We start from the raw sequence: 24,834 nt of genomic DNA, 5'->3' as shown, positions 1-24,834 counted from the left end.
GATTATAGCAAGTAGTATTGGAAAATGGAAGGAAAATGATATGCGAGTGATATTACAAAGAGTGCGGCATGCATCCGTTACAATTGATGGACAAGTGCATGGCGCCATTCAAAATGGTTTTTTAGCTTTGGTAGGTATTACCCAGAGTGATGATGAAGGCATTGTGAAGAAAATGGCAAAAAAATGTGCTGAATTGCGTGTCTTTGAGGATGAACAAGGAAAGATGAATCGTGGGTTATCGGATATTCAGGGAGATATTCTTTCAATTTCGCAATTTACATTGTATGCGGATTGTAAGAAGGGAAGACGTCCCGGTTTCGAGAAAGCGGCACACCCTGCACAGGCAAACCCGCTTTATGAGCTCTTTAATAAAGAATTACGTTCTTATGGATTGCAAGTACCAACAGGCGTGTTTGGTGCTGATATGAAGGTAGAATTGCTGAATGATGGTCCGGTTACGATCATTTTAGACAGTGCAGAATTATAGGAGGCTAAGTGTATGGCAAATGTGATATATGGCAGTGATATTGCTAAGCAAGTAAAAAAAGATCTGCGCTTGCGGATCATGAAGTTAAAAAATGAGCAAAAACGACTCCCTAAGCTTGTTGTCGTTTTGGTAGGAGAACATCCTGCCAGTGTATCTTATGTGAAAGGGAAAGAGAAAGCTTGTCATGAAATCGGCATGGAAAATGATCTCATTTTACTGCCGGCTACCACAAGTGAAGATGAATTGTTACAGATCATTCATCAGTTGAACACCGATACCAAGGTGGATGGTATTTTGGTACAGCTTCCTTTGCCTGCACATATGGATGAGCATGTGATTCTACATGCGATTGATCCAAAAAAAGATGTGGATGGCTTTCATCCGGTGAATGTAGGGAAGATGTTATTACAAGAACCAACGTTCCTTTCCTGCACGCCAAAAGGTATTATACGAATGCTAGAGGAAATCGGCATGACAGATTTAAGCGGGAAACAGGCTGTTGTTCTTGGACGTAGTAATATTGTTGGTAAACCGGTTGCACAACTTTTATTAAATCATAATGCAACGGTAACCATTTGTCATTCCAAAACAGAGGATATTAAAAGTATTACCAAACGTGCGGATATCTTAGTTGTATCGGTTGGAAAAGCGCGTCTTGTAAAACGTGATTGGGTAAAACCAGGTGCTGTCGTAATTGATGTCGGTATCAACCGTGATGATCAAAATAAGCTGTGTGGGGATGTTGATTTTGCAAACGTTAGTGAGGTTGCTGGTTATATAACTCCTGTGCCGAAAGGGGTGGGGCCTATGACCATTGCGATGTTGCTAGAAAATACTTTGCAATCCTATGAACAAAGAGAGCATGTTTCATGGGACGAACGATAAAAACTATGATACAATGAAGATAACTTAAATAAAGAGAAGGGAATGAGCACATGATAAAGCATGAATATGATTTGAATGACATCGTAGAGATGAAGAAAGAGCATCCATGTCATAAATCGAAATACTGGAAAATTATCCGCATGGGAGCTGATATCCGTATCAAATGTCAGGGCTGCGGTACCAGCGTGTTATTTCCTCGTGTGGAATTTGAAAAAAAATTAAAACGTGTTATTGAACATGCACCAAAATCGGAAGAATGAAACCGCAGCTATCGCGGTTTTTTTAATGCTTTCTCAGCGTGTCTTGCTAACTAAAAGAAACATCAAGAAAGATTCACCTAGTTTTAATAGAGTAATTTAAATCGTAATAAAAGTAATATATACTTGACATAAAGTAATATTGGTTATACTATATAGGTGGAAAGAGAAGTGGTGTTATGGCAAAGAATTTGCGAATAAAGGCCGCAAGAGCAGCAAAAGATATGACACAGAAAGAACTGGCAGAATGTGTAGGTGTTACGCGACAAACAATGAACGCCATTGAAAAGGGAGATTACAATCCCAGTATTCGTTTATGCATTGCGATATGTAAAGCATTGGATAAAACACTGAATGATTTATTTTGGGAGGAATGAACATGGAACAATTTGATGAAAGACAAAAAGCCATACGCAATAAGATTATGACGAAAGCCTTTGCTTTAGCAATTATTCTTTTATGTGGGGCAATCATTTTGAATGAATGTAAGGTCATAGAAATAGGGAAAACCGTAAGCTTTACGGATTATGGCTTTATCACATTTTTTATACTCATCTTATATGTGACGCTATCTTTGATTTGGAAGGATGCTTATGTGGGTATAGTGAATGCTGCATCGATTAAAATAGCTCTATATGGATTTAGCGTACTATCTATTCTGGATATCGATTTATTCATAAAACACAGAATGGAACAAGCGCCAATAGATTATGTAGTTCTTGCTGGAACAATTACGATGATAGCAATCACCATTAGCTTATGGTTAAAGAAAAAAGATTGGGATAATTAAATTCACGAATCAATAAAAATGTATATACAAATACGTGCGCAAACAGTTGCATAACCTTAAAAAAAACGGTAGAATGTTAGAGTTGAGAGGAAGGATAGTATGCCATTAACAGCAGGAATTGTTGGGCTTCCTAATGTTGGAAAGTCTACATTATTTAACGCAATCACAAAATCACAGGTAGAGGCAGCCAATTATCCCTTTGCGACCATTCAACCGAACGTTGGTGTCGTAGAAGTGCCGGATCATCGTATTGATCGTTTGGTAGAGCTGTTTCATCCAAAGAAAACCATCTATACAACTTTTGAATTTACCGATATTGCCGGTTTAGTAAAAGGTGCCAGCAAGGGTGAAGGTTTAGGAAATCAATTTTTAAGTAATATTCGTTTGACAGATGCTATTTGTCATGTTGTCCGTTGTTTTGATGATGCAGATATTACGCATGTCGAAGGCAGTGTGGATCCCATTCGCGATATTGAAATCATTAATCTGGAACTGATTATGGCGGATTTACAGACAATCGAAAATCGCTTAAGCAAAGTAGAACGCAAGGCGATGACAAACAAAGATAAAGATGCGATAGCCGAAGTCAATGTACTAAAAAAATTACAAGCAGCTTTAGAAGCCGGAAAGCCTGTTAGAAGCTTGGATTTGGAAAAGGAAGAACAATTGCTTATCAAAGCATTTAATTTATTGACCTTAAAGCCAATGATCTACATTGCTAATATGTCAGATGAAGAAATCGCAGAGCCAGAAAATAATCCCTATTATCAGAAGGTGAAAGAGCTGGCAGATAGTGAACATAATCAGGTTGTACCTGTATGCGCTAAGATCGAAGAGGAATTGTCTGGCCTGGATAAAGAAGAAAAGAATGCTTTTTTACAGGAATTAGGTATACCAGAAAGCGGACTTGATAAAGTCATCAAAACAGCTTATCAAATCTTAAATCTTTGTACATTCCTAACTGCCGGTGAAGATGAATGTCGTGCCTGGACATTCCGTAAAGGAATGCTGGCACCACAGTGTGCAGGTGTCATTCACACGGACTTTGAAAAAGGCTTCATTCGTGCGGAATGTTACCGCTTTGAAGATATTGATGCATTAGGCAGTGAGCAGGCAATCAAAGAAGCCGGCAAACTACGCTTAGAAGGGAAAGAATACGAAGTGCAGGACGGTGATGTCTTACATTTCCGCTTCAATGTATAAGTATTCGCTATGTAAGTTTCCTACTTAAGTTATACAAAGGATTTTATAGTATCACAAAAAAAGGTAAGTACCACCTGCATGTGGAAACTTGCCTTTTCTTTTTATGCTTTATTTTATAAATTGTACAATGTCTTTCACAAAGGTTACATCTAATCCTGCCTCCTGGTTGTAATCTTTTGGTGAAGGCTGTTCACTACCTTTACTCATTGCGTGATTTGCCGTTGCATACGTACGAATGGTCCAATTCGCTTTTTCAGCAAATGCTTGTTGCCAACGCTTTAAATCCGTTTTGGTCACTTGATAATCACGTAGTCCTTGACAAAGCAGGACCGGCACTTGGATCTTTTCTGCTGTTTTTACTGGATCATATGTGGCCAGATCCATAAGATAAGCTCGTGTCATACCCAAATAAAGCGTATCATCGTGCTTGCTGGAAGCTATTTGTTTGATCTGTTTTCGTACTGTTTCAGCCTCATCCAGCTGCTTTTGTTCCTCAGCATCTACTTTGCCATCCAACTTCGCCAAGTAGGTAAGTTGCTCTACCATGCTGTCTTCGATTGGTCGAGAAGGAGCAGCCATAAAGATATAGCCTGCTATATCCTTTGTTTGTTCATTTAGGCGAGGTAAAATATAACCTCCCTGGCTATGCCCTAACACATAAATACGCTGTTTGTCAATCTGCTTTTGCTGCTGCATCAGTTGAATAGCAGATAAGGCATCTTCTATATATTCCTGCTGTATGGTGTCGGTTTGGGTAAAGGTATTTTCTAAGGTACGCTTATCAAAGCGATACGTCGCAATACCTTGTTTCCCTAATTCCTTGGCAAGCTCATAAAAAGGTTTCTGATTTCCGATGGTTTCATTGTGATCACTGGGACCTGAACCTCCCAACAGGATCACTACAGGAAATTTATCACCTTTTTCAGGCGTGCACAAATAACCTTTTATGTTACCGCCAGTTGCTATTTTTAAATCCATTTCTTTTTGTTTTATGCCATCCATCTTCATCGTTTCTTCAGGAAGTTGATATGGGCGAAAGAAAATACCGGCTATCTTATCACCCGCAAAGGTTACTTGCAGATTGAATTTCTGTTTTTGCGTTATTACCGGTTGAAAAACGGCAACATTTCCTTGATAGGACTGGGCATAAGGTGTCTGTAAAGATACCACACTGCCACAGCTCTTTGAAAAGCTCATAATCTGTGTTTGAAAGTTTTTTTCCTTCACAGCTTTTCCCATTTCATCTAAATACGTAAAGTCATTTTGCAGTGCTTGTATATCGCCATCACAAATGATGTTTGCCAACTTTTCACAGGTTTCTTTTTGCGTTAAGGTAATCGTTACATCCTGTGTCTTTGTCGTATCTGATGCCGACTCTTCATTAGAAGAGCTGCAGCTGCTTAGTATTAAAGTAAAAATTAATAAAAATAACCATCCTGTTCGTTTCATACTTGCACCTCGTTTATATCTCTTATTTTACCATGAAGTAGGAAGAATATAAATGAGAAGTGAGAAAAGTGGACGAAATGGAATATTCTAAAAGAATGTATGAAAAAGAAGAAAAAAGCATATGGCAGTAAGGAATGAGCATATGACAAAAAGGAGAGAGCAGATGACAAATAGGAATGGACATAGGAAATAGAAGAAATAAGCATGTGACAAATAGAATATCACGATACTGCAAACAGATGAGGATGTTAAAGAGAAAACGATATAAGCACAAAAAAAGCAGCATTAGCGCTTGATGAATTCCATCAATGCTTCCATGCTGTTTTTAGCGTCTTCATAACCTTGCTCATATAATGCTTTCAGCTTTTTCTCATCTTTTTCTAAACGTCCAATCGTAACCGGAGAACTAGGGCGAATAACCAAAATACGGCCTTCTTTTTCCATTACCCCTAATTCATCTAACGTGCGATTATAGTTGATATGACGATTTGCTAATGCTTCAACAAACTTTGGATATTTGCGATAACTGCGACGGATGAGAGGAAGAAGGTTGTTTTTTCTCTTGCGATAGTCTTTGCATTGGGTAAGGATTACGATATTTTTCTGATATCCCATTTTCTGGAATTGTTTTACGGGAATGCTATCACATGCACCACCGTCAAGCAACTTTTTGCCATCTACTTCCACAATGCGGGATAATAGCGGTAAGGATGCACTGGCTCTTACATAGATGACATCATGCAACATATTAATGCATTGTAAATATTCGGCTTTTCCTGTTTCCAAGTTACTTGCCACAGCATATAATTTAATGCCAGAGCGATTAAATGCATCATAATCGTAAGGGTCTAATTTGTTTGGAATTTCGTTATACATGAATTCTGCTCCAAATAAATCACCCGTTTTAAGCAAAGACTGCATGCTCATATAACGTTTATCATGCAGGTAGTCTGTATTTGTGCGATAGGCACGTCCACGTTGTTTAGAAGCATAACTACACGCATGACAGGCACCGGCACTGACGCCAATGACGCCATCTGTATATATATCATGATCCATAAGAAAGTCTAACACACCGGCTGTATAAAGCCCGCGCATGCCGCCTCCTTCAAGAACTAAACCTAATTTATCCATATGATCACTTCCTTTGACTGTCCTATTATAGCATATTTTGAATAGGAAAAACCTTTCAATTTGTTCATAAATTTATGTAAAATACATACTTTTTCACCTTTTCATAAAAAAGCATAAAGCATTGAAAAAAAGTGAAAATACTTGTGAAACCATTTAACATATTCACGATTTATTAATTGTAAAACCTCCTATTAAGTGTTAGAATAAACATATAAATTGAAGAAAGGAGCATTGCATATGAAACTCATTTTAGCGATCATGTCAAATGATGATAGTCCCGCAGTTTCCAGTGCGTTGACAAAGGAAAATTATCAGGTAACACGTCTTGCGACGACTGGAGGTTTCCTGCGTGCCGGAAATACTACCTTGATTGTTGGTACGGATGATGATAAGGTTGAACGTGCCATAGAAGTTATTGGCGAATACAGTAGAAGACGTACAGAAGTTGTACCGAGCACTGCATCTTATGATATTGGAAGATATGCATCTTTCCCTGTCGAGGTTCAAGTTGGAGGAGCTACTATTTTCGTAATTGATGTAGAGAAATTTATCAAATTATAATTCGTGATTACTGAATGACCCTTATAATGCTATTTAGCTTTATAAGGGTTTTTTTGTATACACAACACCAATAGTGATAGGTGTTCAGAAAGCTTAGTAGTTTGCATAAACGGTAGATATTTATAAGTTTCTTGAATGATTGTTTACAAGCATCGATTTTCTCGCTTTGCTTTTGTTCATGATACGTTAAATAGTAAAATGAAAGGTTTCCTTTCGTTGAAGTCTTTTGAAAGGATAAGGATTTGGTATTTTCAAAGGGAAGAAAGAACATGTTCAATGAAATGAACTTTTTGACTGTTTTTAACTATACGCAAAAAGAAGCTATTAAATCAGCATACTTGATAGCATGATAAGATGGGAAAAAGAATGTGGCGGTAAAGAAATGTTAGGTGTACATAATTATCCTTGTAAAAGCATCCTTTATGAAATACAATGTAAGGAGTGAGGTGCATAGCATGAAAAAGATAATTGAAAATGTAAGCTTTATGCTGGATGGCACGATGGTTTTTGGTGATCTTTATTTAGAAGATGGTTTTGTGGAGCGCATGGAATTTAAGACACCTAGAGGGAAAGGACATATCGCTATCCCAGGCTTTGTCGATATTCATACGCATGGTTTTCGTGGATATAGCTGTGATGATGAAAATATCGAAAATCTTCGTCAATTGGCCAATGCATATGCCAAACGAGGGGTAACGACATTTTGTCCGACCTTATCTCCACGTCCTTTACAAGAGTATATTCCAATTCTGAAAGCATATCGAAAGGCTTTTCAAGGAAATACGATGGGAGCACGTTATGCAGGCGTTCATTTGGAAGGCCCTTATTTATCAAAAGCGATGCATGGTTTATTAGATGCAAATCAGTTACAAGAAATTGATTTAAATGAATTAGATACATTTCTAAGTGAATATCATGAAGATATCCGTGTGATGACGATTGCCCCGGAATTGACAAATGCCATGGAAGCGATACATTTATTGCATCTATATGGTGTTCAAGTATCAATCGGTCACAGTAAGGCAACGTATGAGCAAATGCTGGAGGCTTTTGAAGAAGGTGCCTCCCAGGTGACGCATCTATGCAATGCTATGCCTGGCATTGATCATCATGAACCGACGATGTTTGATGCCGTGCTCTTATCCCAATGCAGCTGTGAAATGATTATGGATGGTGCACATATACAATCAAAAATGTTAGAATGGCTGATTAAACTGTTGGGTGCAAAACGGGTCATCGCAATCAGCGACGGTACGATAAACTCCGGATTGGCCTATCCTGAAGGTCATGTGCTAGATGATGGCAGTTACATACAACATCATGCAGTTTATAAAGAAGGCGTTCTAAAAGGAAGCTGTATAGACCTGTTGGATATCTTTCGTAAGCTATATGATGCCTATGGACTTGCTGAAAGCATCTTGATGACTTCGCAAAATGCGGCGCATATCGTGAAGAGTTATACAAGTGATATTCGCCTAGGTCATAAGATTGATCTGGTCATACTGGATAGTGAATTGCATTTGTTAGATGTAGTAATAAACGGTCGCAGTGTTTTATAGCATATGGTGCATAATGAGCATCCGATAAACGTAACGTTTTGGATGCTTTTTATTTTGTATGAGGAAGGGGGAAGAGGAAAAAAAGGGTTGTGATGAGAGATGATGTGGATGAAGATGAGCAGATGAAAGTAGTTACTTAAGAAAAATTAAGATTTATTCGTTTTAAGAAGAGAAACGAGATTCAATAGGAAGATGTTGCGGAAAATAAAAAAAGTCTCTTAAATCGCTTAAAAACATCGATTTAGGAGACTTTAGATAGCAACACCTAATGTAAATAAGCAAAAAAGAGAGAAACTCTCTTTTTTTGTTTTTTATACTCTACGAATTCCTGTAATACTCTGTCCGTAAGAAGCCCATTCACTGACACCACTTACAATAACACCCATACTAGGATTTGCTGCATGAACCATCTGTCCACCACCAATGTAAATAGACACATGAGATCCGCCATCCCAAACGATGACATCTCCATACTGCATGTTGTTGTAAGAAACCGCAGAACCCATACCAGCCTGGCCATAACCAGATCTAGGTACGCTTACTCCGACTTGATTGTATGCATAGTAAATTAAACCTGAACAGTCGAATCCAGCAGGACTAGCACCACCCCATACGTAGTTATAACCTACATAAGAAGATGCAATTGATGCAGCAGAACCATTACCGGCATGACCAGCAGGATTCAAATTTGCATTGTTATTCTTTTTTGGAGCTGAATAAGAAGTAGACGCTGCTGTTTCATAAGTTGTTGTTTCAGCTTTCGCTTTCTTCTTTATTTTCTTAGCTACACCCTTCTTATCGAATTTGTAACCATCTTTTTTCGTATCTGTGTAGGCATTTCCATTCTTACTGAAAAGGTACTTCTTACCTTTAATGGTCTGCCAACCTTTTAAACGATAGCCATACTTGTTATAGTACTGAATCATATCGTTTTCATGTGTCCATCCGGATTTTAAAGTACCGTTAGACTGGAAGTTATACTTTTTACCATCAATCTTAGTTTCACTTGTTGCCAGAGAACCATCTTCTTTGAAGTAGACTTTTTTACCATTCAGCTTCATCCAACCTTTCTGGATGTTGCCGTTAGCATCAAAGTTATAAGTCTTACCATCAATTTTCTGTTCACCGGTAACTTTTACACCATACTGGTTATAGTATGTAGTGTTTTCATCTTGCCATCCAAGTAACAGTTTTCCGTTTTTCTGGAAAGCGTACTTGTGACCATCAATCACCACGTCACCACTTACTCGTTCACCGTTTGCGTTGAAATAATAAGTGCTTTCGTTGATTGTTTTCCATCCTGTAACAGCTCTACCTTCATCATTCAGGTAGTAGACAGCACCTGTTTCTTCAAACAGCCAAGCTGTTTTAACTTTTCCATCTACCATGTAGACGCCATCGTGCCATCCGTCTGTATTGGATGCTGCATATACTGTTGTAACAGCAGAGAGCGCTGTAGCAATTCCTAAGACAAGAGCAACTTTTTTTGTGTTCTTTTCGATAAAGTTCATGTTATCACCTCGACATCAACGTCCTCATTGTAACAAAGACTTTTTAATCGTGCAACCCGCATTTTTTGAAAATCTTACGTTTTTGTCACTTTCCGACCCCATTTGAAATCCGCATTTAACCGATGAACAAAGGCTTAATGACATTTTTTAAAATTCTTAAAATTTTTTTTATTTTTTTTTAAATTTGCCTGTTTTTTATTGACTTTCGACAAAAAAGCCCTATTTATCAGCTATTGCGTAAAAACCAGTAGGTAGAGCCGTTACTGGAAGGTACTCCTGTAATCGGATTTACTTGTACTTCCATGATATCATCACTTGGTTGATACCAGATATTTTTCTGATTTTTATACAGTGTGTTGATTGTATCCTGAAAGATCTTTTTACTGTTTGCGTAATATTGTTTTGCCAGCTTGCGATTATCATCAAAGCCACACCATACCCCGATGACATATTCCGGATTGTACCCCATGACCAAGGAATCCCAATCACTCGTTCCGGATTTCGCAGCCATTGTCACTTTCGGCTGATAGCCATACATACTTGGAAACGCATAGCCTTTATTGCGGATATCAAAAGTTGAAGTCAGCAATTGTGAGAGCAGTAAAGTTTCATTTCGCTGCAGCATGCGTTTAGGAGTTGTCTTATGTTCATATAAAACTTTATCATCGCTTGTTACAGATGAAATCATCGTTGGTTTAACATAAAGCCCTTCAGAAGCAAACGTCGTATAAATGCGCGACAGCTCCAGTAAATTCATATTCACAGTGCCTAAGGCTTCACTTGGGTTTGGCTGTGATTGTTTAATGTCAAAATCCAATAGTGCTTGATGCAGGGTATCTTCACCTAAAAACAGATGAGTTTTCACGGCATAGATGTTGTCACTTAATGAAATGGCATTGATCAATGAGATTTTTGCATTGGCATATTGATCATCATAATTGCTTGGGGCATAAGTTTCGTTGTTCGCAAGGCGAAAGGTTGTTTTCTGTGAAGTAAATTGTGTGGCTGGGGTAAAGCCCTGTTGTAAGGCACAGTAATATAACAGTGGTTTAATCGTGCTGGCAACTTGACGCGAAGACTGGCTGGCCCGGTTATATTGGGAAATGGTGTAATCCTTTCCTCCGGCAATTGCCAGGATATTACCAGTAAAGGGCTGAACGATGATACCTGCGGTTTCTAGTTCATCATCCATATCCATGTGAGCCCGTATGGATTTGTCTAAGGCTGCTTGTACATCTGGATCATAGTTTGTATGTACATGGATTTCTTGATCTAAGTCGATGGATAGTTCGTTGAGTTCTGCAATCACGGCATCAACGTAATATTCGTTCAGACCATTTTGACTATCTTTATGGTTTTGTGATAAGACCAGAGGTTCTTGGCGAGCTTGTGCTTCTTCAGCTTTTGTGATAACCCCATGTTCACGCATAAGTTTTAAAATGAGGTGTTGTCGCTTAATAGCATTCTCTTTATGAAGATATGGGGAATAAATACTGGGACCATTTGGAATACCTACTAGCATGGCCGTTTCCCCAACGCTTAAATCTTTCATATCGGAATCAAAGAAATAATGTGCAGCTGATTGTATGCCGTAAATGCCATGTCCAAAGTATGCCGTGTTTAAATAACCTTCTAAAATATCTTTTTTACTGTATTGCATTTCCAGTCTTGTGGCATAGAAAAATTCTTGAATCTTGCGTGAAACCGTTTGTTCATTTGTCAGGAACAGATTTTTGGCATATTGTTGTGTAATCGTAGAACCCCCTTGCAGAATATCCCCATGTACAAGATTTGTTGATAAAGCTTTGATAATGCGAACCGGATCAAAACCGGCATGATAATAGAAGCGCTTATCTTCTACACTGATAAAGGCATCTTGTATGAATTCAGGAATATCGTCAATCGAAGTCCACTGCATATTTTTTTTAAAATTGGATTCATACATGACATTGCCATTGCAATCATAAATCGTGATATTTTTTCTTTGCTCATCCAGGGGCAATCTGTCTATGAAAGCATATGTGTATAACAAGATAAAAGCCGTCAGAATAAAAAAGATACTGCCAAAGATAATTCTGCGAAACCATTTCATAAGCGACACCTCTTTACGATATTAGTTTGAACATCTCCTTGTCTTTTAAACAAACTGATACAGAAAGACGTAGAACTATATATTCTATTAATAGAATATTATAAATATATATGTTGTTTCGTTCGTGCAGAAAAGTTATGCGTATAGAAGCAGGTAAAGCTTTTATATTTAAAAACAGGTTACATATGCAAAGGATGCATCTAATTTCTTTTTCTATAATCAATAAAAAGGATATATTCTAATAATGGAATATAGCGAAGAAGAATAGATTCGTCTAGAAAGAATTCACCACATGTGATATATAGGAATCAAAGCAAGCAATATAACTGCATGACAGACATATATATTATAAGGAAGAGATTTTCTTATGCCCCTATATATTATAAGGAAGAGTTTTTGCTCTAAATTGCTCTATATAATATAAGGAAGACTTTTGCAAGAGAAGGTCCTATATATTATAAGGAAGAGAAATATGAAAAAAGGGCGTGCAAAAATAATCGCTATATAATATAAGGATAGGGAAAAGCCATAATAAAAAGTACTCAACTTGTATCCAAATGATGAAGATACCTCGTTTCGTTTGGATAAATATGATGACGAAGTTTTGGAATAGGTTAAAAAAATAAGATTTAATAAAACTTTCTACACTGCATATTATAAAAATAGAACATCCAATTATAGAATAATATTCCATAATTAGATTATCATGTTGAATAAAAAAGTAAGGGTAAGCACAAAATCATAAAAAAGTTTAAATTTCCATAAAAAAGGCTTGCACCTTAGCCTATTTCTGCTATAATGCTCATGATAAGTGGTGAAAGCATGAAAAAACACGTTACGTTAAAGCAGACACATCTGGGTACAAAGCAGAAAAACATTCTATTTAAAGGCTATTTAGAACTGTTGCCAGAGCAAGACAACATTTCTTTTCATTATATAGAGAGTGATCAAACAACCGTGGTGGAAGTGCGTGCAGAACAAGATAGTTTTTATCTAAAACGCAGTGGCGAAATGATAACTGAATTATGCTTTCGGGAGAATGAAAAAACAAGAGGAACGATCCGTTCGGAATATGGAACCATAGAACTTACATTATTTACGCATAAATATATTCAAAAGGATAATATTATCGCTGTAGAATATGATGTCATGGTGAATGGGGAAGTGAGCGACAGTTTTCGTTTCTTATGTACGATGAAGGAGGTTATGGCATGAATCAGATTGAAACAAACTTAAAGAAGGCGTTAGCAGATGCTGCTAAAAAAGCGTTTGATACAGAAGTGGAAATTGAAAAGATCGTAATTGAAATCCCTAAAGACAAAAGCCATGGTGATTATTCTACAAACCTGGCCATGCAACTGACAAGATTATTGAAAAACAATCCACGTGTCATTGCGGAAGCGTTGCAGCAAAACCTGGATATGGAAGCAGCTGCTATTGAACATTGCGAAATAGCCGGGCCGGGGTTTTTAAACTTCAAAATTAAAAATACATCTCTTGCACAGATTATTAAAACCGTATTGGCGCAAGAAGATAACTTTGGACATAACGAAACAGGAAATCATGAACGTGTAAATGTAGAATATGTTTCAGCGAACCCAACGGGTGATTTACACCTTGGTCATGCTCGTGGTGCTGCATGGGGTGACAGTATTACACGTTTAATGAAAGCAAGTGGTTATGATGTGACACGTGAGTATTATGTGAATGATGCCGGTAATCAGATTGTCAACTTGGGAAAATCGTTGCAGGCACGTTACCGTGAATACTTAGGTCTTCCATTTGTATTACCGGAAGATGGTTACCATGGCGAGGATGTTAGAAAGATTGCCGTTAAACTTGCGCAAGCATATGGTCAGACGTATGCAGAAGAAAATGACGAAAATTTGAGGTTCTTTAAAGAAAAAGGCATCGCGTTTGAATTAGATAAGATTAAGTGCGATCTGGATAATTTCCGCGTTCATTTTGATGTTTGGAGCAGTGAACAAAAGATCAGAGATGATGGAAAAGTAGAAAAAGCCTTAGAAGTGTTGCATGAAAAAGGGCTGACCTATGAAGAAGAAGGTGCACTTTGGTTTAAAACAACACAGTTTGGTGATGATAAAGATCGTGTTTTACGTAAATCTGACGGTTCTTATACATATCTGGTACCTGATATTGCATATCATAAGGATAAGTTAGACCGTGGTTTTGACTTACTTGTTGATTTGCTGGGGGCTGATCATCATGGCTATATCCCAAGATTAAAGGCTAGTATTCAGGCGTTAGGAAACGATCCTGAAAAATTGCAGGTAGATATCATCCAGATGGTTCGACTTGTAGAAAACGGTGAAGAAGTGAAAATGAGTAAACGTTTAGGGAATGCGGTAACCATACGTGAACTCTGTGATGAGGTAGGCGTTGATGCTGTCCGTTATTTCTTTGTACAACGTGCCGTTGATACGCATCTGGATTTTGACCTTGGTCTGGCAAGAAAACAAAGCAATGACAATCCAGTATACTATGCACAGTATGCACATGCGAGAATATGCTCTATTTTACGTCAGGCACCTGATTTTAAGGAAGCAACAAACTATGATTTGCTGACGCATGAAAAAGAAATTTCATTGATGAAATATATCAATGAATTCACAAATGTCGTAAGTGATGCCGCTAAAACAAGAGCGCCACATAAAGTATGTAACTATATACAGAAACTGGCCCAGCATTTCCATAGTTTCTATAATGCATGTAAAGTTATTGACCCTGAGCATGAAGCGTTGTCCGCACAACGTCTGGCTCTTTTAAAAGCTACACGAATCACATTAAAAAATGCACTGTTTCTGATTGGTGTAGATGCCATTGAAAAAATGTAGGAGGAAAAGCGTTTACTATGAAAAAAGCAATGATTGATATAGCCTTCGATCTCATGAAAACTAAGAAAAAAGCTGTTACATTTTTAAAAATATGGGAGGAAGTCTGCCAGATTGCCGGTTTTACAAAACAACAAGAAGAGGATAATATCGCACAGTTCTACAGTGATTTGTCTCTTGACGATCGTTTTGTATGCGTAGGTGAAAACCGCTGGGATCTGCGTGAGCGTCACACATATCATGAAGTTGTTGTAGATACAGAAGAAATTCTGATTGACGAAGAAAGTGATGAAGAATTTGAACATGAAGCTGTGGCTGAGAAAACAGCGGATGAAGAATACTAAGCATGGGGTACCATGCTTTCTTTTGATATTATAGGCATTTTCAAAATTATATGGCAGAAAAGCTTTTCAAAAAGATAAAAATGAAGTAGAATAAGAGTGTAAAATTGACAAGGAGGAATTTAAAATGGCATTAGTTTCTGCAACAGAAATGCTTAACAAAGCACATGAAGGTCATTATGCTGTTGGTGCATTTAACATCAACAACATGGAATGGACAAAAGCAATCTTATTGGCAGCTGAGGAAGCAAAATCCCCAGTTATGTTAGGAGTATCTGAAGGTGCTGCTAAATACATGTGCGGATTTAAAACCGTAGTCGCTATGGTAAAAGAAATCCACGACAATTTGGGAATTACAGTTCCAGTTGCTCTGCACTTGGATCATGGTTCTTACGATGGTGCGAAAGCATGTATCGAAGCTGGTTTCACTTCAGTAATGTTTGATGGTTCTCATTATGCATTTGAAGAAAACTTAGAAAAATCAAAAGAAATGATCGAACTGGCTCATTCAAAAGGTTTATCTATTGAATGTGAAGTTGGTGGCATCGGTGGTGAAGAAGACGGTGTTACTTCCATGGGTGAATTAGCTGATCCTCAGGAATGTAAGACAATTGCTGAATTAGGCGTTGATTTCTTGGCTGCTGGTATCGGTAATATCCATGGTAAATATCCTGCAAATTGGGCTGGATTGAACTTTGAACGTCTGGGCGAAATCCAGAATGTTACAAATGGTAAGCCATTAGTATTACACGGGGGTTCAGGTATCCCTGCAGATCAGATCGCAAAAGCTATCTCTTTAGGTGTATCTAAGATTAACGTTAACACAGAATTACAGTTGGTTTTCGCAGCTGCAACTCGTGAATACATCGAAGCTGGTAAAGACACAGAAGGCAAAGGTTATGACCCTCGTAAATTGTTAAAACCAGGTGCTGATGCAATCAAAGCAAAAGTTATTGCTATGATGGAAGAATTTGGTTCTGCTGGTAAAGCTGAATAATATACAAATCAGAAAATGAAAAACACATCCTTTAAAGTGATGTGTTTTTATATGGTTGATTATGCAGATGGTAGATACTGTATAAGGGAAGATAACATAATAAGGCACCGCCAAAATTCAGAATGAAATCATCAATATCCATCGTACCGGTTAAGGTGAAAAACTGTGTTACTTCAACTGCGATTATGATACATGCTATACAGGGAAGATAACATCTGGCTTTCTTCATACATGGAAATAACTTTGGTAAAAAGAAGGAAAAAGGCATAAATGCAATGAAATTACCAAATAAATTGATAATAGCGATTTGATTGGAAATGGCTGGTATATCGAAAATAATCATCATCTGCTTAATGGTTTTAAAGGGCATAAGATTGGTTCCGTTTTCCCACTGTATCTGCAAGGCCGTTCCATAATTTCCATCCAACAGATTTACTTTATCGCGCGCAAAATCAGCTGAAAAAAATAACAAATAAGCCAATTGGAAGACATATACTAGAAACAGCAACATCCATATCTGATGTTGTGCATCATGGAGAATATCCTCGTTTTCATGAGTGTGGTAAAATATCCATGGGAGGATTCCCAACACGATGATAGAGCCAGTAATCATCAATATGGCATCGTTGGAAAAAGGTGTTTTAAACAAGAGCAGATATAAGGTATGAATCAGTCCGGCCGGTAAGATGCCGAACAGTAGAAAATCTATTATTTTTTGATACTTTTGTACCATAAGAGTCCGCTCCTTTCATAGGACTTTATCATATAAGATTTTATGCGATGTTGCAAGATAAGAAACCTTAAACTTTTCTTAAAGCATATACAAATCATGAATCTGTAGTATAATATGCATGTGAGGTTTAAGATAATGAAATTATATACTTGTGAACAATGCCATGCCCCAATAAAACTAAGTATCCTAAAGGGGAATGTGCATATCGTCTGCCCATCTTGCCATCAGAAGTATCAATTGAATACGATGAGTGTTAAAAAATATATGCTCATACCATTCGTATCTGTGGCAATTGCTGTTAGTAGCAGTTTACAGCTCTTACAGGGGAAAACGATTGATGTTAAGTTTATTTATATATTAGGTGTTTCTTTCGTGAGTGCTGCACTCATGGAATGGCTATGTGTAAAAGCAGGTATCCTGCGTTATGAAAAAAGTGAAGAAATTGGGTGAAACTATGCAGAAAGTAAAGAAAAAAATAGGAACCTCAGTTCAGAAATATCGTTATATTGAAAAGAAAGATTTCGGTGACAGACTTCTTTCTTTTATGTTAGATGTGAGTGTAGCTTTATCTCCCATGATGTTATGGAATATTGTCATGCTTGCCGTCTTAGGAAGCTTAATGAGCTTTTCTGGTGTGAAAGTTGTGAATGTGATTGTCGGTGTCATGATGATCGGGTCCATTTTCTTTTTAAATACTATCATTTGTCGTAAAACAGGTGGACAGAGTCTGGGAATGTATTTATATGATTTTCAGCTTATCAGCATCAGTGGAAAGAAAGCGAATATTCGTCAGATGTATATGCGAGATCTTATTGGTTTTGCAATACCATTTGTAGTGTTGATGCTATTCACTAGTATTTTTGGTGTTATGGCATATTGGCTGTTAAATGGCATCGTGGTACTAGCGGACAAAAAACATCGCTCCTTAATTGATTTTCTGACACGTACCTGTGTGGTTAAAATCGTAGGTTCTACTTTTATAGCAGAGTCAGTAAAAGAAACGGTAAAACAACCATCGATTAGTGAAGCAGCTGCTCAGAAAACCGTTTCTATAAATAGCGTTGATTTGCATATTCATTCCAATTTCAGTATTGGTGCTGACTATAATATCGAAGAAATTTTTCAGAGCGCAAAACGTCAAGGACTTAAAACCATTTCGATCACAGATCTAAATACAACAAAATCAAATGCCATCGCTTTACGAATGAGTGAATTGTATGGAATACGTTATGTGAATGGTGTGGAAATTTTAGCCGATCTGCATGGGCATACAGTACATGTGCTTGGTTATTTTGTAGATTATCAAAATGAATTGTATAGAACGATTGAAAATGATGCTTTATTGGCGGAAAAACGTGCTAGTATACAGCGTGTGCGTCTATTTGAACAATATCTTGGAAAGCAAATCCATGTAGATGATTTGTTGGAAAATAACCGTTTTCAACAGATATCCGGTGAAATGATTGCACGTCATGTTTTAAATCATCCGCGTTTTCAAGACTGTGAGATAATAAAACCCTATTTATTAGGGAAAATGAAAAATCCTTATCACCAGTTAGCAACTGATTATTTTGCGCAAGGGAAACCATGTCATGTAAACGCAAAACATCCATCTTTACAGGACGTCTTAGATGTAATTTCCTTAAGTAATGGTATTGCCATCCTGGCAAATCCATATCCTTTATTTGAAAAAGATGAAAATCTCCTGATACTTGCATTACAGATGGGGATAGAAGGTTTGGAAGTATTCCGTCCAGATTATACGCGCAAAGAAATGGCAACGTTAATGCAATTGGCGAAAGATCGAAAATTGCTGATTACTTGTGGAAGTGATTTTTATAAAGAAGGTACGGGCAGAGCAATTGGAGAGTGTCATTGTCCAAAAGAAGCAGAGCCACTCATCGATATGTTGCTTTACGCGAAAGAGTAAGAAGAGAGTAATCTCTTCTTTTTCATAAGATTTGTTTAGATGAGGCGATAGAAAGGAAAATCGAGGACTTTACATCTCATTATCAAAAAAGGAAGCTTTCAATATTCTTGTAAGGAGCAGTGCCATCTACATAAGCACACAGGTAAGGCTTTTATATCTTCATCTTTTTTCGTGATTTCGTTTTGAAAACCTTGCCAATGGGCAGAATATTCTATATAATGATAACTGATAGAAAGGTAAAGACAGGAAGAGTATTTTTATGAAAGCCTTACAGAGAGTGAATGGCTGGTGAAAATTCACAGGTGAAATAAAAAGAAGATGGCCCTGGAACCGTTTTTCTGAATAGTCAGGAAAAAACGTAGCATCGGCGTTAACGATGTTAAGGTGTACAGCAAGTACATAAATAAAGGTGGTACCACGAACTTTCGTCCTTTGGCGGAAGTTTTTCTTTTATAAGGAGGCGTATGTTATGTGTAAAGAATGTAAAAAAGGTAAATATTATATCACAACTGCAATTACGTATACATCCGGCAGACCACACATTGGGAATACATATGAAATTGTATTAACCGATGCCATTGCCAGATATAAACGTCAGCAAGGCTATGATGTGTTCTTCCAAACCGGAACGGATGAACATGGACAAAAGATTGAAGAAAAGGCAAAAGAAGCCGGTGTAACACCAAAGGAATTCGTAGATAAAGTTGCCGATATCGTACGTAAGAATTTTGATATGATGAATACTTCTTATGATTATTTTGTACGTACAACGGATGAAGGACATGAACGTCAAGTACAGAAAATCTTCAAAAAGCTGTATGAACAAGGCGATATCTATAAAGGAAAATATGAAGGCATGTATTGTACTCCATGTGAATCCTTCTGGACCGAGAGTCAATTGATTGATGGAAAGTGTCCGGATTGTGGCAGACCTGTACAAAAGGCAACAGAAGAAGCTTACTTCTTCAATTTGCAAAAATATGCACCTAAGCTAATCAAGCATATTGAGGAACATCCGGAATTTATTCAGCCAGAATCTCGTAAGAATGAAATGATCAATAACTTCTTAAAACCGGGATTACAGGATCTATGTGTTTCCCGTACATCTTTTAAATGGGGTATACCGGTAGACTTTGATCCAGATCATGTTGTGTATGTTTGGATTGATGCATTGAGTAACTATATCACTTCTCTGGGCTATGATGCTGATGGTAATCATGGCGAAAACTACAAGAAATATTGGCCGGCAGATGTGCATATCATAGGTAAGGATATTCTTCGTTTCCATACGATATATTGGCCAATCATGCTGATGGCCTTAGGGGAACCACTGCCAAAACAGGTATTCGGTCATCCTTGGCTGTTGGTTGGCGATGGCAAGATGTCAAAATCAAAAGGCAATGCCATTTATGCGGATGAATTGGTCCACTATTTTGGTGTGGATGCGGTACGTTATTTCGTATTGCATGAGATGCCATTTGCACAGGATGGAACTATTACCTGGGATTTGATGGTCGAACGAATAAATTCTGATTTAGCAAATGTCTTGGGAAATCTGGTAAACCGTACGATTTCTATGCAGAATAAATATTTTAATGGTGTAATTTCTAATCCATTAGAACGCGAGGATATTGATAAGGAACTGATGGACTTAGCGTTGGATACACCAAAACGAGTAGCTAAGAAAATGGAAACATTGCATGTCGGTGATGCCATTGAAGAAATCTTTACTTTATTAAAGCGCTGCAATAAATATATTGATGAAACAACACCTTGGGTATTAGGTAAAGATGAAAGTAAGAAAGATCGCTTGGCAACTGTATTGTACAACCTATTGGAAAGCATTCGTATTGCCGCTGTCTTACTAAGCAGCTTTATGCCGGAAACTGCTGAAAAAATTCTGGATGAATTAAGTACATCAGAGCGTTCTGCTGAAAGTCTGGAAGAATTCGGTAATTTGGAATGTGGACATACAGTAGATGCGAAACCAGAAATTCTGTTTGCCCGTATCGATGTCAAAGAATTTATGGAAACCTTAGAAAAGGATAAAGCAAAAGAAGCAAAGGAAGCTGCTAAAGCAAGTAAAAAAGCAGAAAAGAAAGAAGCAATCGAACCTTCTGAAATCACCATTGATGATTTCACAAAGATTGAATTGAAGGTAGGTACGATTATTGCGGCTGAAAAACATCCAAAAGCAGATCGTTTGCTTGTTGAACAAATTGATTTGGGTACAGAAACACGTCAGATCGTCAGTGGTATCGCAAAAACATTTGAACCAAAAGATGTCATTGGTAAAAAAGTCGTTGTCGTCAGCAATCTGAAACCGGTGAAATTGCGTGGAGTAGAGAGTCAGGGCATGATTCTTTGCGCAAGCAATGATAAGGATTTAGATATTGTGACGATTCTAAAAGATTTGCCAAATGGAACGAAGGTGAGCTAATTGGATAGCAAGTATGTGATGTTGTCAATGGGAACGGATATCTTATTGATTTTTATCTCCATCTATTTTATTTATCATGGAGTACACACGGATCAAATCGTCTTTTCCGTTATAGCGGCTGTTTTATTGATTATCGCAGTGATTCGTCTGATTATCTTTGCAATTGCTTTTATGAAGCATGGAGATGAATAAGGCTATATGGATGTGAAACAAAAAACCGCATTGTATAGCGCTGCAGTTGTTTTGATGATAGCCGGTGGTGGCTTTCTCTTAAAAGGGCTGTCCTCTAGTAACATCGCATTTCTTTTGATTGGTAGTATTTTATTGGCTATGGGAATTGCCAGATATCTCATGGTGAAAAAACTTATGAAGGAGCATGAAGATTGATCGTCTTTGTGCTTCTTTTTTTATTATTTTTAATTGTTATGGAAAATCTTATTGTGATGTAGAAGGAACAATTATTTCTTACGATAATTTCAATATCTTAGTTTCGCCGTCAAAAAGAATTGATAATTTGTGAATTAGCTAAGTTCCGTTATCACTTTTCATCATCTGTTGTTAGTAAGAAATAGGCTTACAAATGAGAATAGCTTAAAGCCGGTTGAAGAGAAATATACAAAGAAATACATATCGATCCTTGACAGATATGAAAATATGGTATACTGTATTAGTGTACTAGATACAGTAATACAGTTGGAGGTGAGATGATGTTTCTCATAGATGTACAAAGTAAAACGCCAATATTTGAACAATTAAAAAAACAGATATTGGAATTTATCTCCATTCAGGTCTTGTCACCTAATGACAAGTTACCCTCTGTACGTTCGCTTGCATCACAATTAGGTGTAAATCCCAATACGGTTGCCAAGGCATATCAGGAATTGGAAACACAAGGCTATATTTATACCGTGAAAGGGAAAGGCTGCTTTATCTCAGATAATGATACAGACGCACAGATTCGCTTAGAAAAAATGAAGGAATTTAAAGATAAGGTAAAAGAAATGAAGAAATATCATATTGGGAAAGATGGTCTTTATCAGACAATCAATGAAGTTTATGAGGAGGAATATCATGATTGAAATAAAAGCGTTATCTAAAAATTTTGGTTCTCATATCGTGTTAACAGATGTAAATCTGAACATTCCGGATGGTAGTGTGTTTGGTTTGATCGGGCCCAATGGTGCCGGAAAATCTACATTGCTGCGCATATTGTCAGGAATCGTGAAACCGGATGTCGGTGGGGTTTTATATGATGGAAACAATGTATATGAAAACCCTGAAGTAAAACAAAATATCCTAATGATCAGTGATGATCCACATTATTTCTTCCATGCCAGCATAGCAGATATGAAAGAATTTTATAAAGTATGGTATCCGCAATTCAATGAACGTATTTATCATCAGTTTCTTTCAATCTTTAAATTAGATGAGAAAAAACCGATGGCAGATTTCTCCAAAGGTATGAAGCGACAAGCTTTTATTGCCATTGCGCTTGCGATTGCACCTAAATATTTATTTTTAGATGAAGCCTTTGATGGGTTAGATCCTATTATGCGTCTTACCTTTAAACGAGCTATCATGGAAATGATTGAAGAAAAAGAAATGACCGTGATTATCAGCTCACACAATTTACGAGAGATGGAGGATATTTGTGATAGCTTTGGTATTTTGGAAAATGGGAACATTTCTACCAGTGGTGATTTAGATACAACAAAGGATAATATCCATAAGATTCAACTGGCTTTCCCAAAAGAAAAAGAGAAAGAAGACTTTGCTCAGCTTGATCTGTTATCCATTCATATTCAATCCAAAGTCGTGAATCTTGTCGCAAAAGGCAATATTGATAAGATTCAGAATTATTTAAAAACCATGAATCCATTGATGATGGAAATACTGCCGGTGAATTTAGAAGAAATCTTTATTTATGAAATGGAGAGAAAGGGGTATGGTCTGTATGAATAAGCTCTTTAATCAACAATATTTCAAATATTTATATAAAAGTAATCGACGCCTGCTTATTCTGATCTGGGCAATCTTATTTATTTGTATCTGTTTCTTTACTACCATTTTCACGATAAATGATTTTACTGCTTACAGCGAAGTACAAGCATTTGTCACTGCAATGAGTGGGTTCTGTGGTATTAGTATTTCGATGTTTGTGCCAATTTATTTCTTTCGCTTCCTTTATCGGAAACGCAGCTGTGATTTATATTACGGCTTGCCGATTCGCAAAAAGGAATTATTCTCTACAACCTTTCTCTTTGGCTATCTGGCTATCCTGATCCCGATTGCAGTATACTTTTTATCAACTTCGATCATTGCCAGCCAATTCATGAATGTGTTATCCTCAACAATCTTAATGAACATCAAGGTCATGGGTTTCTTTGCTATCTTCATGTTATGTATACAAGCTATCATTTGCTTTTTGTGTATTCGATGTAACACGATGATGGATGCTTTATTTATTAGTGGAACTTATGTGATTTTACCTTTTATCTTATACATTTCGATGAACATCTTCTTAAAGGAACAGGTAAATGTCATCACACTAGGCTATGGGAACTATATAGAATATATCTTTAATACAGATACTATTTTAACGTTTCTAAGTCTTCCTTATGCGGCATTGCGAAATGTAGCTTACCTTTTTGATTATTCACCAGATTGGTTATCCATCTTTTATTGGATCATCCTCTGTGCGATTGCTCTTTATTTCGCCTATCACTATTTTATCAATCGAAAAGCTGAAGATAGTGAGCAGCGTACAACATTCTGGTTGGGCTATTCATTCATTATTCTTATCGTAACCTTCTGTATGATTCTAGCTGTCCAAACAGCGAGAGGTGTTTCTCTGCTTGTCGGGTTAACGATTATATTCTTTATGTATTTATTCCTTGTTTTCTTTTCAAAAAGGAAAATCGTCTTAAATATAAAAACGATTACTGTCTTTGTCGGTCTGCTTATTGGCAGTGCAGCATTTGGTCAGGCATTCCAATATACACATGGCTTTGGCGTAGTACAAGAATTACCACAGTTGGAAAAAATAAGTTCGGTAAATATAGAAGTTGTAATGAGCCAAGAAATTAACCATAATAAAACGACTATAAATGGACTTTCCTTAGTAGGTAAGACAAAGAATGAAACGTTAAATAAAAGCATCTATGAGCTGCACAATGATGTGCTAGATGTCTGCACAGATAAGCATGAGGGTGGCTCAACACAAATTACCTTCCTATATACGTATCGTAACGGACGATATATGAGTCGAACTTATAGTATAGGAGATGCTGTAACAAAGGGAATCATCCTACCTAAATTTGATGAATATCATGAAGAGGCTAAGCAAGGTAAGATCAATGCATCCGTAGACTATACGTATACTGTTTCAAATGATGTGATAAATTATTAATGAATTCTGTCATAAGCCTTTCTTATGATGATTATGAAGTGGGGAATGGCTATAAAAATTTAATGTATTTTACCATCTTTTTCGCGAGAAACACTTGCGATTTGAAAAAACCTGTCTTTAGAAGTTAAAAGTAAAAAAATGGTGTAAACTCGAAATTATAGCTAACGAGTATGCATCATTTTTATTTGTTTATTGGTAAGATAA

The 24,834-nt window shown here is 37.1% G+C and carries 25 protein-coding genes and 1 other annotated feature; of the genes, 20 read left to right on the top strand and 5 right to left on the bottom strand.

The window, feature by feature from the left end:
• The first annotated feature begins 40 nt into the window (after window positions 1-40).
• The 6 genes from dtd (at window position 41) to ychF (ending at window position 3,622) form a co-directional block, all read left to right on the top strand.
• Complete coding sequence (gene dtd / locus EDD61_RS10920; RefSeq protein ID WP_008691193.1) at window positions 41-487, top strand: D-aminoacyl-tRNA deacylase; 447 nt, start codon at window positions 41-43, stop codon at window positions 485-487.
• Window positions 488-499: 12 nt separating this feature from the next.
• Complete coding sequence (gene folD / locus EDD61_RS10915) at window positions 500-1,372, top strand: bifunctional methylenetetrahydrofolate dehydrogenase/methenyltetrahydrofolate cyclohydrolase FolD (protein WP_132225373.1); 873 nt, start codon at window positions 500-502, stop codon at window positions 1,370-1,372.
• A 50-nt stretch (window positions 1,373-1,422) separates the two neighbouring features.
• Window positions 1,423-1,632 (top strand): DUF951 domain-containing protein, encoded by a 210-nt coding sequence (locus EDD61_RS10910; RefSeq protein WP_008691195.1) that lies wholly within the window; start codon window positions 1,423-1,425, stop codon window positions 1,630-1,632.
• Between the two features lie 176 nt (window positions 1,633-1,808).
• Window positions 1,809-2,006, top strand: coding sequence for a helix-turn-helix transcriptional regulator (locus tag EDD61_RS10905; RefSeq protein ID WP_117547690.1), 198 nt, complete (start codon window positions 1,809-1,811; stop codon window positions 2,004-2,006).
• 2 nt (window positions 2,007-2,008) lie between these two features.
• Window positions 2,009-2,419, top strand: coding sequence for a hypothetical protein (locus EDD61_RS10900; RefSeq protein ID WP_008977741.1), 411 nt, complete (start codon window positions 2,009-2,011; stop codon window positions 2,417-2,419).
• Window positions 2,420-2,518: 99 nt separating this feature from the next.
• The gene (ychF, locus tag EDD61_RS10895) at window positions 2,519-3,622 is read left to right on the top strand and encodes a redox-regulated ATPase YchF (protein WP_008977740.1); all 1,104 of its coding nucleotides are present in this window, start codon (window positions 2,519-2,521) and stop codon (window positions 3,620-3,622) included.
• 108 nt (window positions 3,623-3,730) lie between these two features.
• Here ychF and EDD61_RS10890 read toward each other — a convergent pair whose 3' ends face one another.
• Entirely contained in the window at window positions 3,731-5,071 is a 1,341-nt protein-coding gene (locus EDD61_RS10890) for an alpha/beta hydrolase family protein (protein ID WP_132225371.1), read from the bottom strand.
• 285 nt (window positions 5,072-5,356) lie between these two features.
• On the bottom strand, window positions 5,357-6,205 hold the full coding sequence (locus EDD61_RS10885) for a patatin-like phospholipase family protein (RefSeq protein WP_132225369.1): 849 nt from the start codon (window positions 6,203-6,205) through the stop codon (window positions 5,357-5,359).
• A gap of 237 nt (window positions 6,206-6,442) precedes the next feature.
• Between EDD61_RS10885 and EDD61_RS10880 the strand changes: the two genes are divergently transcribed.
• Window positions 6,443-6,766 (top strand): cyclic-di-AMP receptor, encoded by a 324-nt coding sequence (locus tag EDD61_RS10880; RefSeq protein ID WP_008691205.1) that lies wholly within the window; start codon window positions 6,443-6,445, stop codon window positions 6,764-6,766.
• A 455-nt stretch (window positions 6,767-7,221) separates the two neighbouring features.
• A complete protein-coding gene (locus EDD61_RS10875) occupies window positions 7,222-8,325 on the top strand; it encodes an N-acetylglucosamine-6-phosphate deacetylase (protein WP_132225367.1) in 1,104 nt (367 codons plus the stop codon).
• A 311-nt stretch (window positions 8,326-8,636) separates the two neighbouring features.
• Here the strand turns inward: EDD61_RS10875 and EDD61_RS10870 are convergent, their stop codons facing one another.
• Both EDD61_RS10870 and EDD61_RS10865 read right to left on the bottom strand, forming a co-directional pair.
• A complete protein-coding gene (locus EDD61_RS10870) occupies window positions 8,637-9,836 on the bottom strand; it encodes a C40 family peptidase (RefSeq protein ID WP_008691209.1) in 1,200 nt (399 codons plus the stop codon).
• Between the two features lie 226 nt (window positions 9,837-10,062).
• On the bottom strand, window positions 10,063-11,928 hold the full coding sequence (locus EDD61_RS10865) for a transglycosylase domain-containing protein (protein ID WP_132225365.1): 1,866 nt from the start codon (window positions 11,926-11,928) through the stop codon (window positions 10,063-10,065).
• A gap of 822 nt (window positions 11,929-12,750) precedes the next feature.
• Here EDD61_RS10865 and EDD61_RS10860 point away from each other — a divergent pair.
• From EDD61_RS10860 to fba, 4 genes are all read left to right on the top strand, one after another.
• Window positions 12,751-13,143: a DUF1934 family protein gene (locus EDD61_RS10860; RefSeq protein ID WP_017144535.1), complete on the top strand. Its 393-nt coding sequence runs from the start codon at window positions 12,751-12,753 to the stop codon at window positions 13,141-13,143.
• A complete protein-coding gene (argS, locus tag EDD61_RS10855) occupies window positions 13,140-14,783 on the top strand; it encodes an arginine--tRNA ligase (protein WP_132225363.1) in 1,644 nt (547 codons plus the stop codon). Before EDD61_RS10860 ends, argS begins: the two co-directional genes overlap by 4 nt.
• A gap of 17 nt (window positions 14,784-14,800) precedes the next feature.
• Window positions 14,801-15,124, top strand: a complete 324-nt coding sequence (gene rpoE / locus EDD61_RS10850) for a DNA-directed RNA polymerase subunit delta (RefSeq protein WP_008691215.1) — start codon at window positions 14,801-14,803, stop codon at window positions 15,122-15,124.
• Between the two features lie 124 nt (window positions 15,125-15,248).
• Window positions 15,249-16,118, top strand: coding sequence for a class II fructose-1,6-bisphosphate aldolase (gene fba, locus EDD61_RS10845; protein ID WP_008691216.1), 870 nt, complete (start codon window positions 15,249-15,251; stop codon window positions 16,116-16,118).
• 31 nt (window positions 16,119-16,149) lie between these two features.
• On the opposite strand, the gene EDD61_RS10840 is transcribed toward fba, so the two are convergent.
• The gene (locus tag EDD61_RS10840; RefSeq protein ID WP_132225361.1) at window positions 16,150-16,851 is read right to left on the bottom strand and encodes a VanZ family protein; all 702 of its coding nucleotides are present in this window, start codon (window positions 16,849-16,851) and stop codon (window positions 16,150-16,152) included.
• A gap of 135 nt (window positions 16,852-16,986) precedes the next feature.
• Here EDD61_RS10840 and EDD61_RS10835 point away from each other — a divergent pair, with 135 nt between their 5' ends.
• The 8 genes from EDD61_RS10835 to EDD61_RS10800 all read left to right on the top strand — a co-directional run bounded on the left by EDD61_RS10835 (window position 16,987) and on the right by EDD61_RS10800 (window position 24,630).
• Window positions 16,987-17,301 carry a hypothetical protein gene (locus tag EDD61_RS10835; RefSeq protein WP_008691218.1) on the top strand — a complete coding sequence of 105 codons (315 nt, stop codon included), beginning with the start codon at window positions 16,987-16,989 and terminating at the stop codon, window positions 17,299-17,301.
• Window positions 17,276-18,781, top strand: a complete 1,506-nt coding sequence (locus EDD61_RS10830; protein WP_132225359.1) for an RDD family protein — start codon at window positions 17,276-17,278, stop codon at window positions 18,779-18,781. Before EDD61_RS10835 ends, EDD61_RS10830 begins: the two co-directional genes overlap by 26 nt.
• 230 nt (window positions 18,782-19,011) lie before the next feature.
• Window positions 19,012-19,217: a binding site (T-box leader), on the top strand.
• A gap of 33 nt (window positions 19,218-19,250) precedes the next feature.
• Entirely contained in the window at window positions 19,251-21,221 is a 1,971-nt protein-coding gene (metG, locus tag EDD61_RS10825) for a methionine--tRNA ligase (RefSeq protein ID WP_008691220.1), read from the top strand.
• Window positions 21,222-21,413: a hypothetical protein gene (locus EDD61_RS10820; protein WP_008977731.1), complete on the top strand. Its 192-nt coding sequence runs from the start codon at window positions 21,222-21,224 to the stop codon at window positions 21,411-21,413.
• Window positions 21,414-21,419: 6 nt separating this feature from the next.
• On the top strand, window positions 21,420-21,608 hold the full coding sequence (locus EDD61_RS10815) for a hypothetical protein (RefSeq protein WP_008691222.1): 189 nt from the start codon (window positions 21,420-21,422) through the stop codon (window positions 21,606-21,608).
• A 320-nt stretch (window positions 21,609-21,928) separates the two neighbouring features.
• A complete protein-coding gene (locus tag EDD61_RS10810; protein WP_008691224.1) occupies window positions 21,929-22,300 on the top strand; it encodes a GntR family transcriptional regulator in 372 nt (123 codons plus the stop codon).
• A complete protein-coding gene (locus EDD61_RS10805) occupies window positions 22,293-23,183 on the top strand; it encodes an ABC transporter ATP-binding protein (protein WP_008691225.1) in 891 nt (296 codons plus the stop codon). The genes EDD61_RS10810 and EDD61_RS10805 overlap by 8 nt, the downstream gene beginning before the upstream one ends.
• Complete coding sequence (locus EDD61_RS10800) at window positions 23,176-24,630, top strand: ABC transporter permease (protein ID WP_243642721.1); 1,455 nt, start codon at window positions 23,176-23,178, stop codon at window positions 24,628-24,630. Before EDD61_RS10805 ends, EDD61_RS10800 begins: the two co-directional genes overlap by 8 nt.
• The last annotated feature ends 204 nt before the right edge of the window (window positions 24,631-24,834 follow it).

Source organism: Longicatena caecimuris, from assembly GCF_004341945.1.
Classification (GTDB): Bacteria; Bacillota_I; Bacilli_A; order Erysipelotrichales; family Erysipelotrichaceae; genus Longicatena; species Longicatena caecimuris.
The sequence above is the reverse complement of the archived record's forward strand: the minus strand, read 5'-3'. Positions and strand labels throughout refer to the sequence as shown.

What these genes read in the sequence shown, in the direction of transcription:
- dtd (WP_008691193.1), top strand. Translation starts at nt 41, where the DNA reads ATGCGAGTGATATTACAAAGAGTGCGGCATGCATCCGTTACAATTGAT.
- folD (WP_132225373.1), top strand. Translation starts at nt 500, where the DNA reads ATGGCAAATGTGATATATGGCAGTGATATTGCTAAGCAAGTAAAAAAA.
- EDD61_RS10910 (WP_008691195.1), top strand. Translation starts at nt 1,423, where the DNA reads ATGATAAAGCATGAATATGATTTGAATGACATCGTAGAGATGAAGAAA.
- EDD61_RS10905 (WP_117547690.1), top strand. Translation starts at nt 1,809, where the DNA reads ATGGCAAAGAATTTGCGAATAAAGGCCGCAAGAGCAGCAAAAGATATG.
- EDD61_RS10900 (WP_008977741.1), top strand. Translation starts at nt 2,009, where the DNA reads ATGGAACAATTTGATGAAAGACAAAAAGCCATACGCAATAAGATTATG.
- ychF (WP_008977740.1), top strand. Translation starts at nt 2,519, where the DNA reads ATGCCATTAACAGCAGGAATTGTTGGGCTTCCTAATGTTGGAAAGTCT.
- EDD61_RS10890 (WP_132225371.1), bottom strand. Translation starts at nt 5,071, where the DNA reads ATGAAACGAACAGGATGGTTATTTTTATTAATTTTTACTTTAATACTA.
- EDD61_RS10885 (WP_132225369.1), bottom strand. Translation starts at nt 6,205, where the DNA reads ATGGATAAATTAGGTTTAGTTCTTGAAGGAGGCGGCATGCGCGGGCTT.
- EDD61_RS10880 (WP_008691205.1), top strand. Translation starts at nt 6,443, where the DNA reads ATGAAACTCATTTTAGCGATCATGTCAAATGATGATAGTCCCGCAGTT.
- EDD61_RS10875 (WP_132225367.1), top strand. Translation starts at nt 7,222, where the DNA reads ATGAAAAAGATAATTGAAAATGTAAGCTTTATGCTGGATGGCACGATG.
- EDD61_RS10870 (WP_008691209.1), bottom strand. Translation starts at nt 9,836, where the DNA reads ATGAACTTTATCGAAAAGAACACAAAAAAAGTTGCTCTTGTCTTAGGA.
- EDD61_RS10865 (WP_132225365.1), bottom strand. Translation starts at nt 11,928, where the DNA reads ATGAAATGGTTTCGCAGAATTATCTTTGGCAGTATCTTTTTTATTCTG.
- EDD61_RS10860 (WP_017144535.1), top strand. Translation starts at nt 12,751, where the DNA reads ATGAAAAAACACGTTACGTTAAAGCAGACACATCTGGGTACAAAGCAG.
- argS (WP_132225363.1), top strand. Translation starts at nt 13,140, where the DNA reads ATGAATCAGATTGAAACAAACTTAAAGAAGGCGTTAGCAGATGCTGCT.
- rpoE (WP_008691215.1), top strand. Translation starts at nt 14,801, where the DNA reads ATGAAAAAAGCAATGATTGATATAGCCTTCGATCTCATGAAAACTAAG.
- fba (WP_008691216.1), top strand. Translation starts at nt 15,249, where the DNA reads ATGGCATTAGTTTCTGCAACAGAAATGCTTAACAAAGCACATGAAGGT.
- EDD61_RS10840 (WP_132225361.1), bottom strand. Translation starts at nt 16,851, where the DNA reads ATGGTACAAAAGTATCAAAAAATAATAGATTTTCTACTGTTCGGCATC.
- EDD61_RS10835 (WP_008691218.1), top strand. Translation starts at nt 16,987, where the DNA reads ATGAAATTATATACTTGTGAACAATGCCATGCCCCAATAAAACTAAGT.
- EDD61_RS10830 (WP_132225359.1), top strand. Translation starts at nt 17,276, where the DNA reads ATGAAAAAAGTGAAGAAATTGGGTGAAACTATGCAGAAAGTAAAGAAA.
- metG (WP_008691220.1), top strand. Translation starts at nt 19,251, where the DNA reads ATGTGTAAAGAATGTAAAAAAGGTAAATATTATATCACAACTGCAATT.
- EDD61_RS10815 (WP_008691222.1), top strand. Translation starts at nt 21,420, where the DNA reads ATGGATGTGAAACAAAAAACCGCATTGTATAGCGCTGCAGTTGTTTTG.
- EDD61_RS10810 (WP_008691224.1), top strand. Translation starts at nt 21,929, where the DNA reads ATGTTTCTCATAGATGTACAAAGTAAAACGCCAATATTTGAACAATTA.
- EDD61_RS10805 (WP_008691225.1), top strand. Translation starts at nt 22,293, where the DNA reads ATGATTGAAATAAAAGCGTTATCTAAAAATTTTGGTTCTCATATCGTG.
- EDD61_RS10800 (WP_243642721.1), top strand. Translation starts at nt 23,176, where the DNA reads ATGAATAAGCTCTTTAATCAACAATATTTCAAATATTTATATAAAAGT.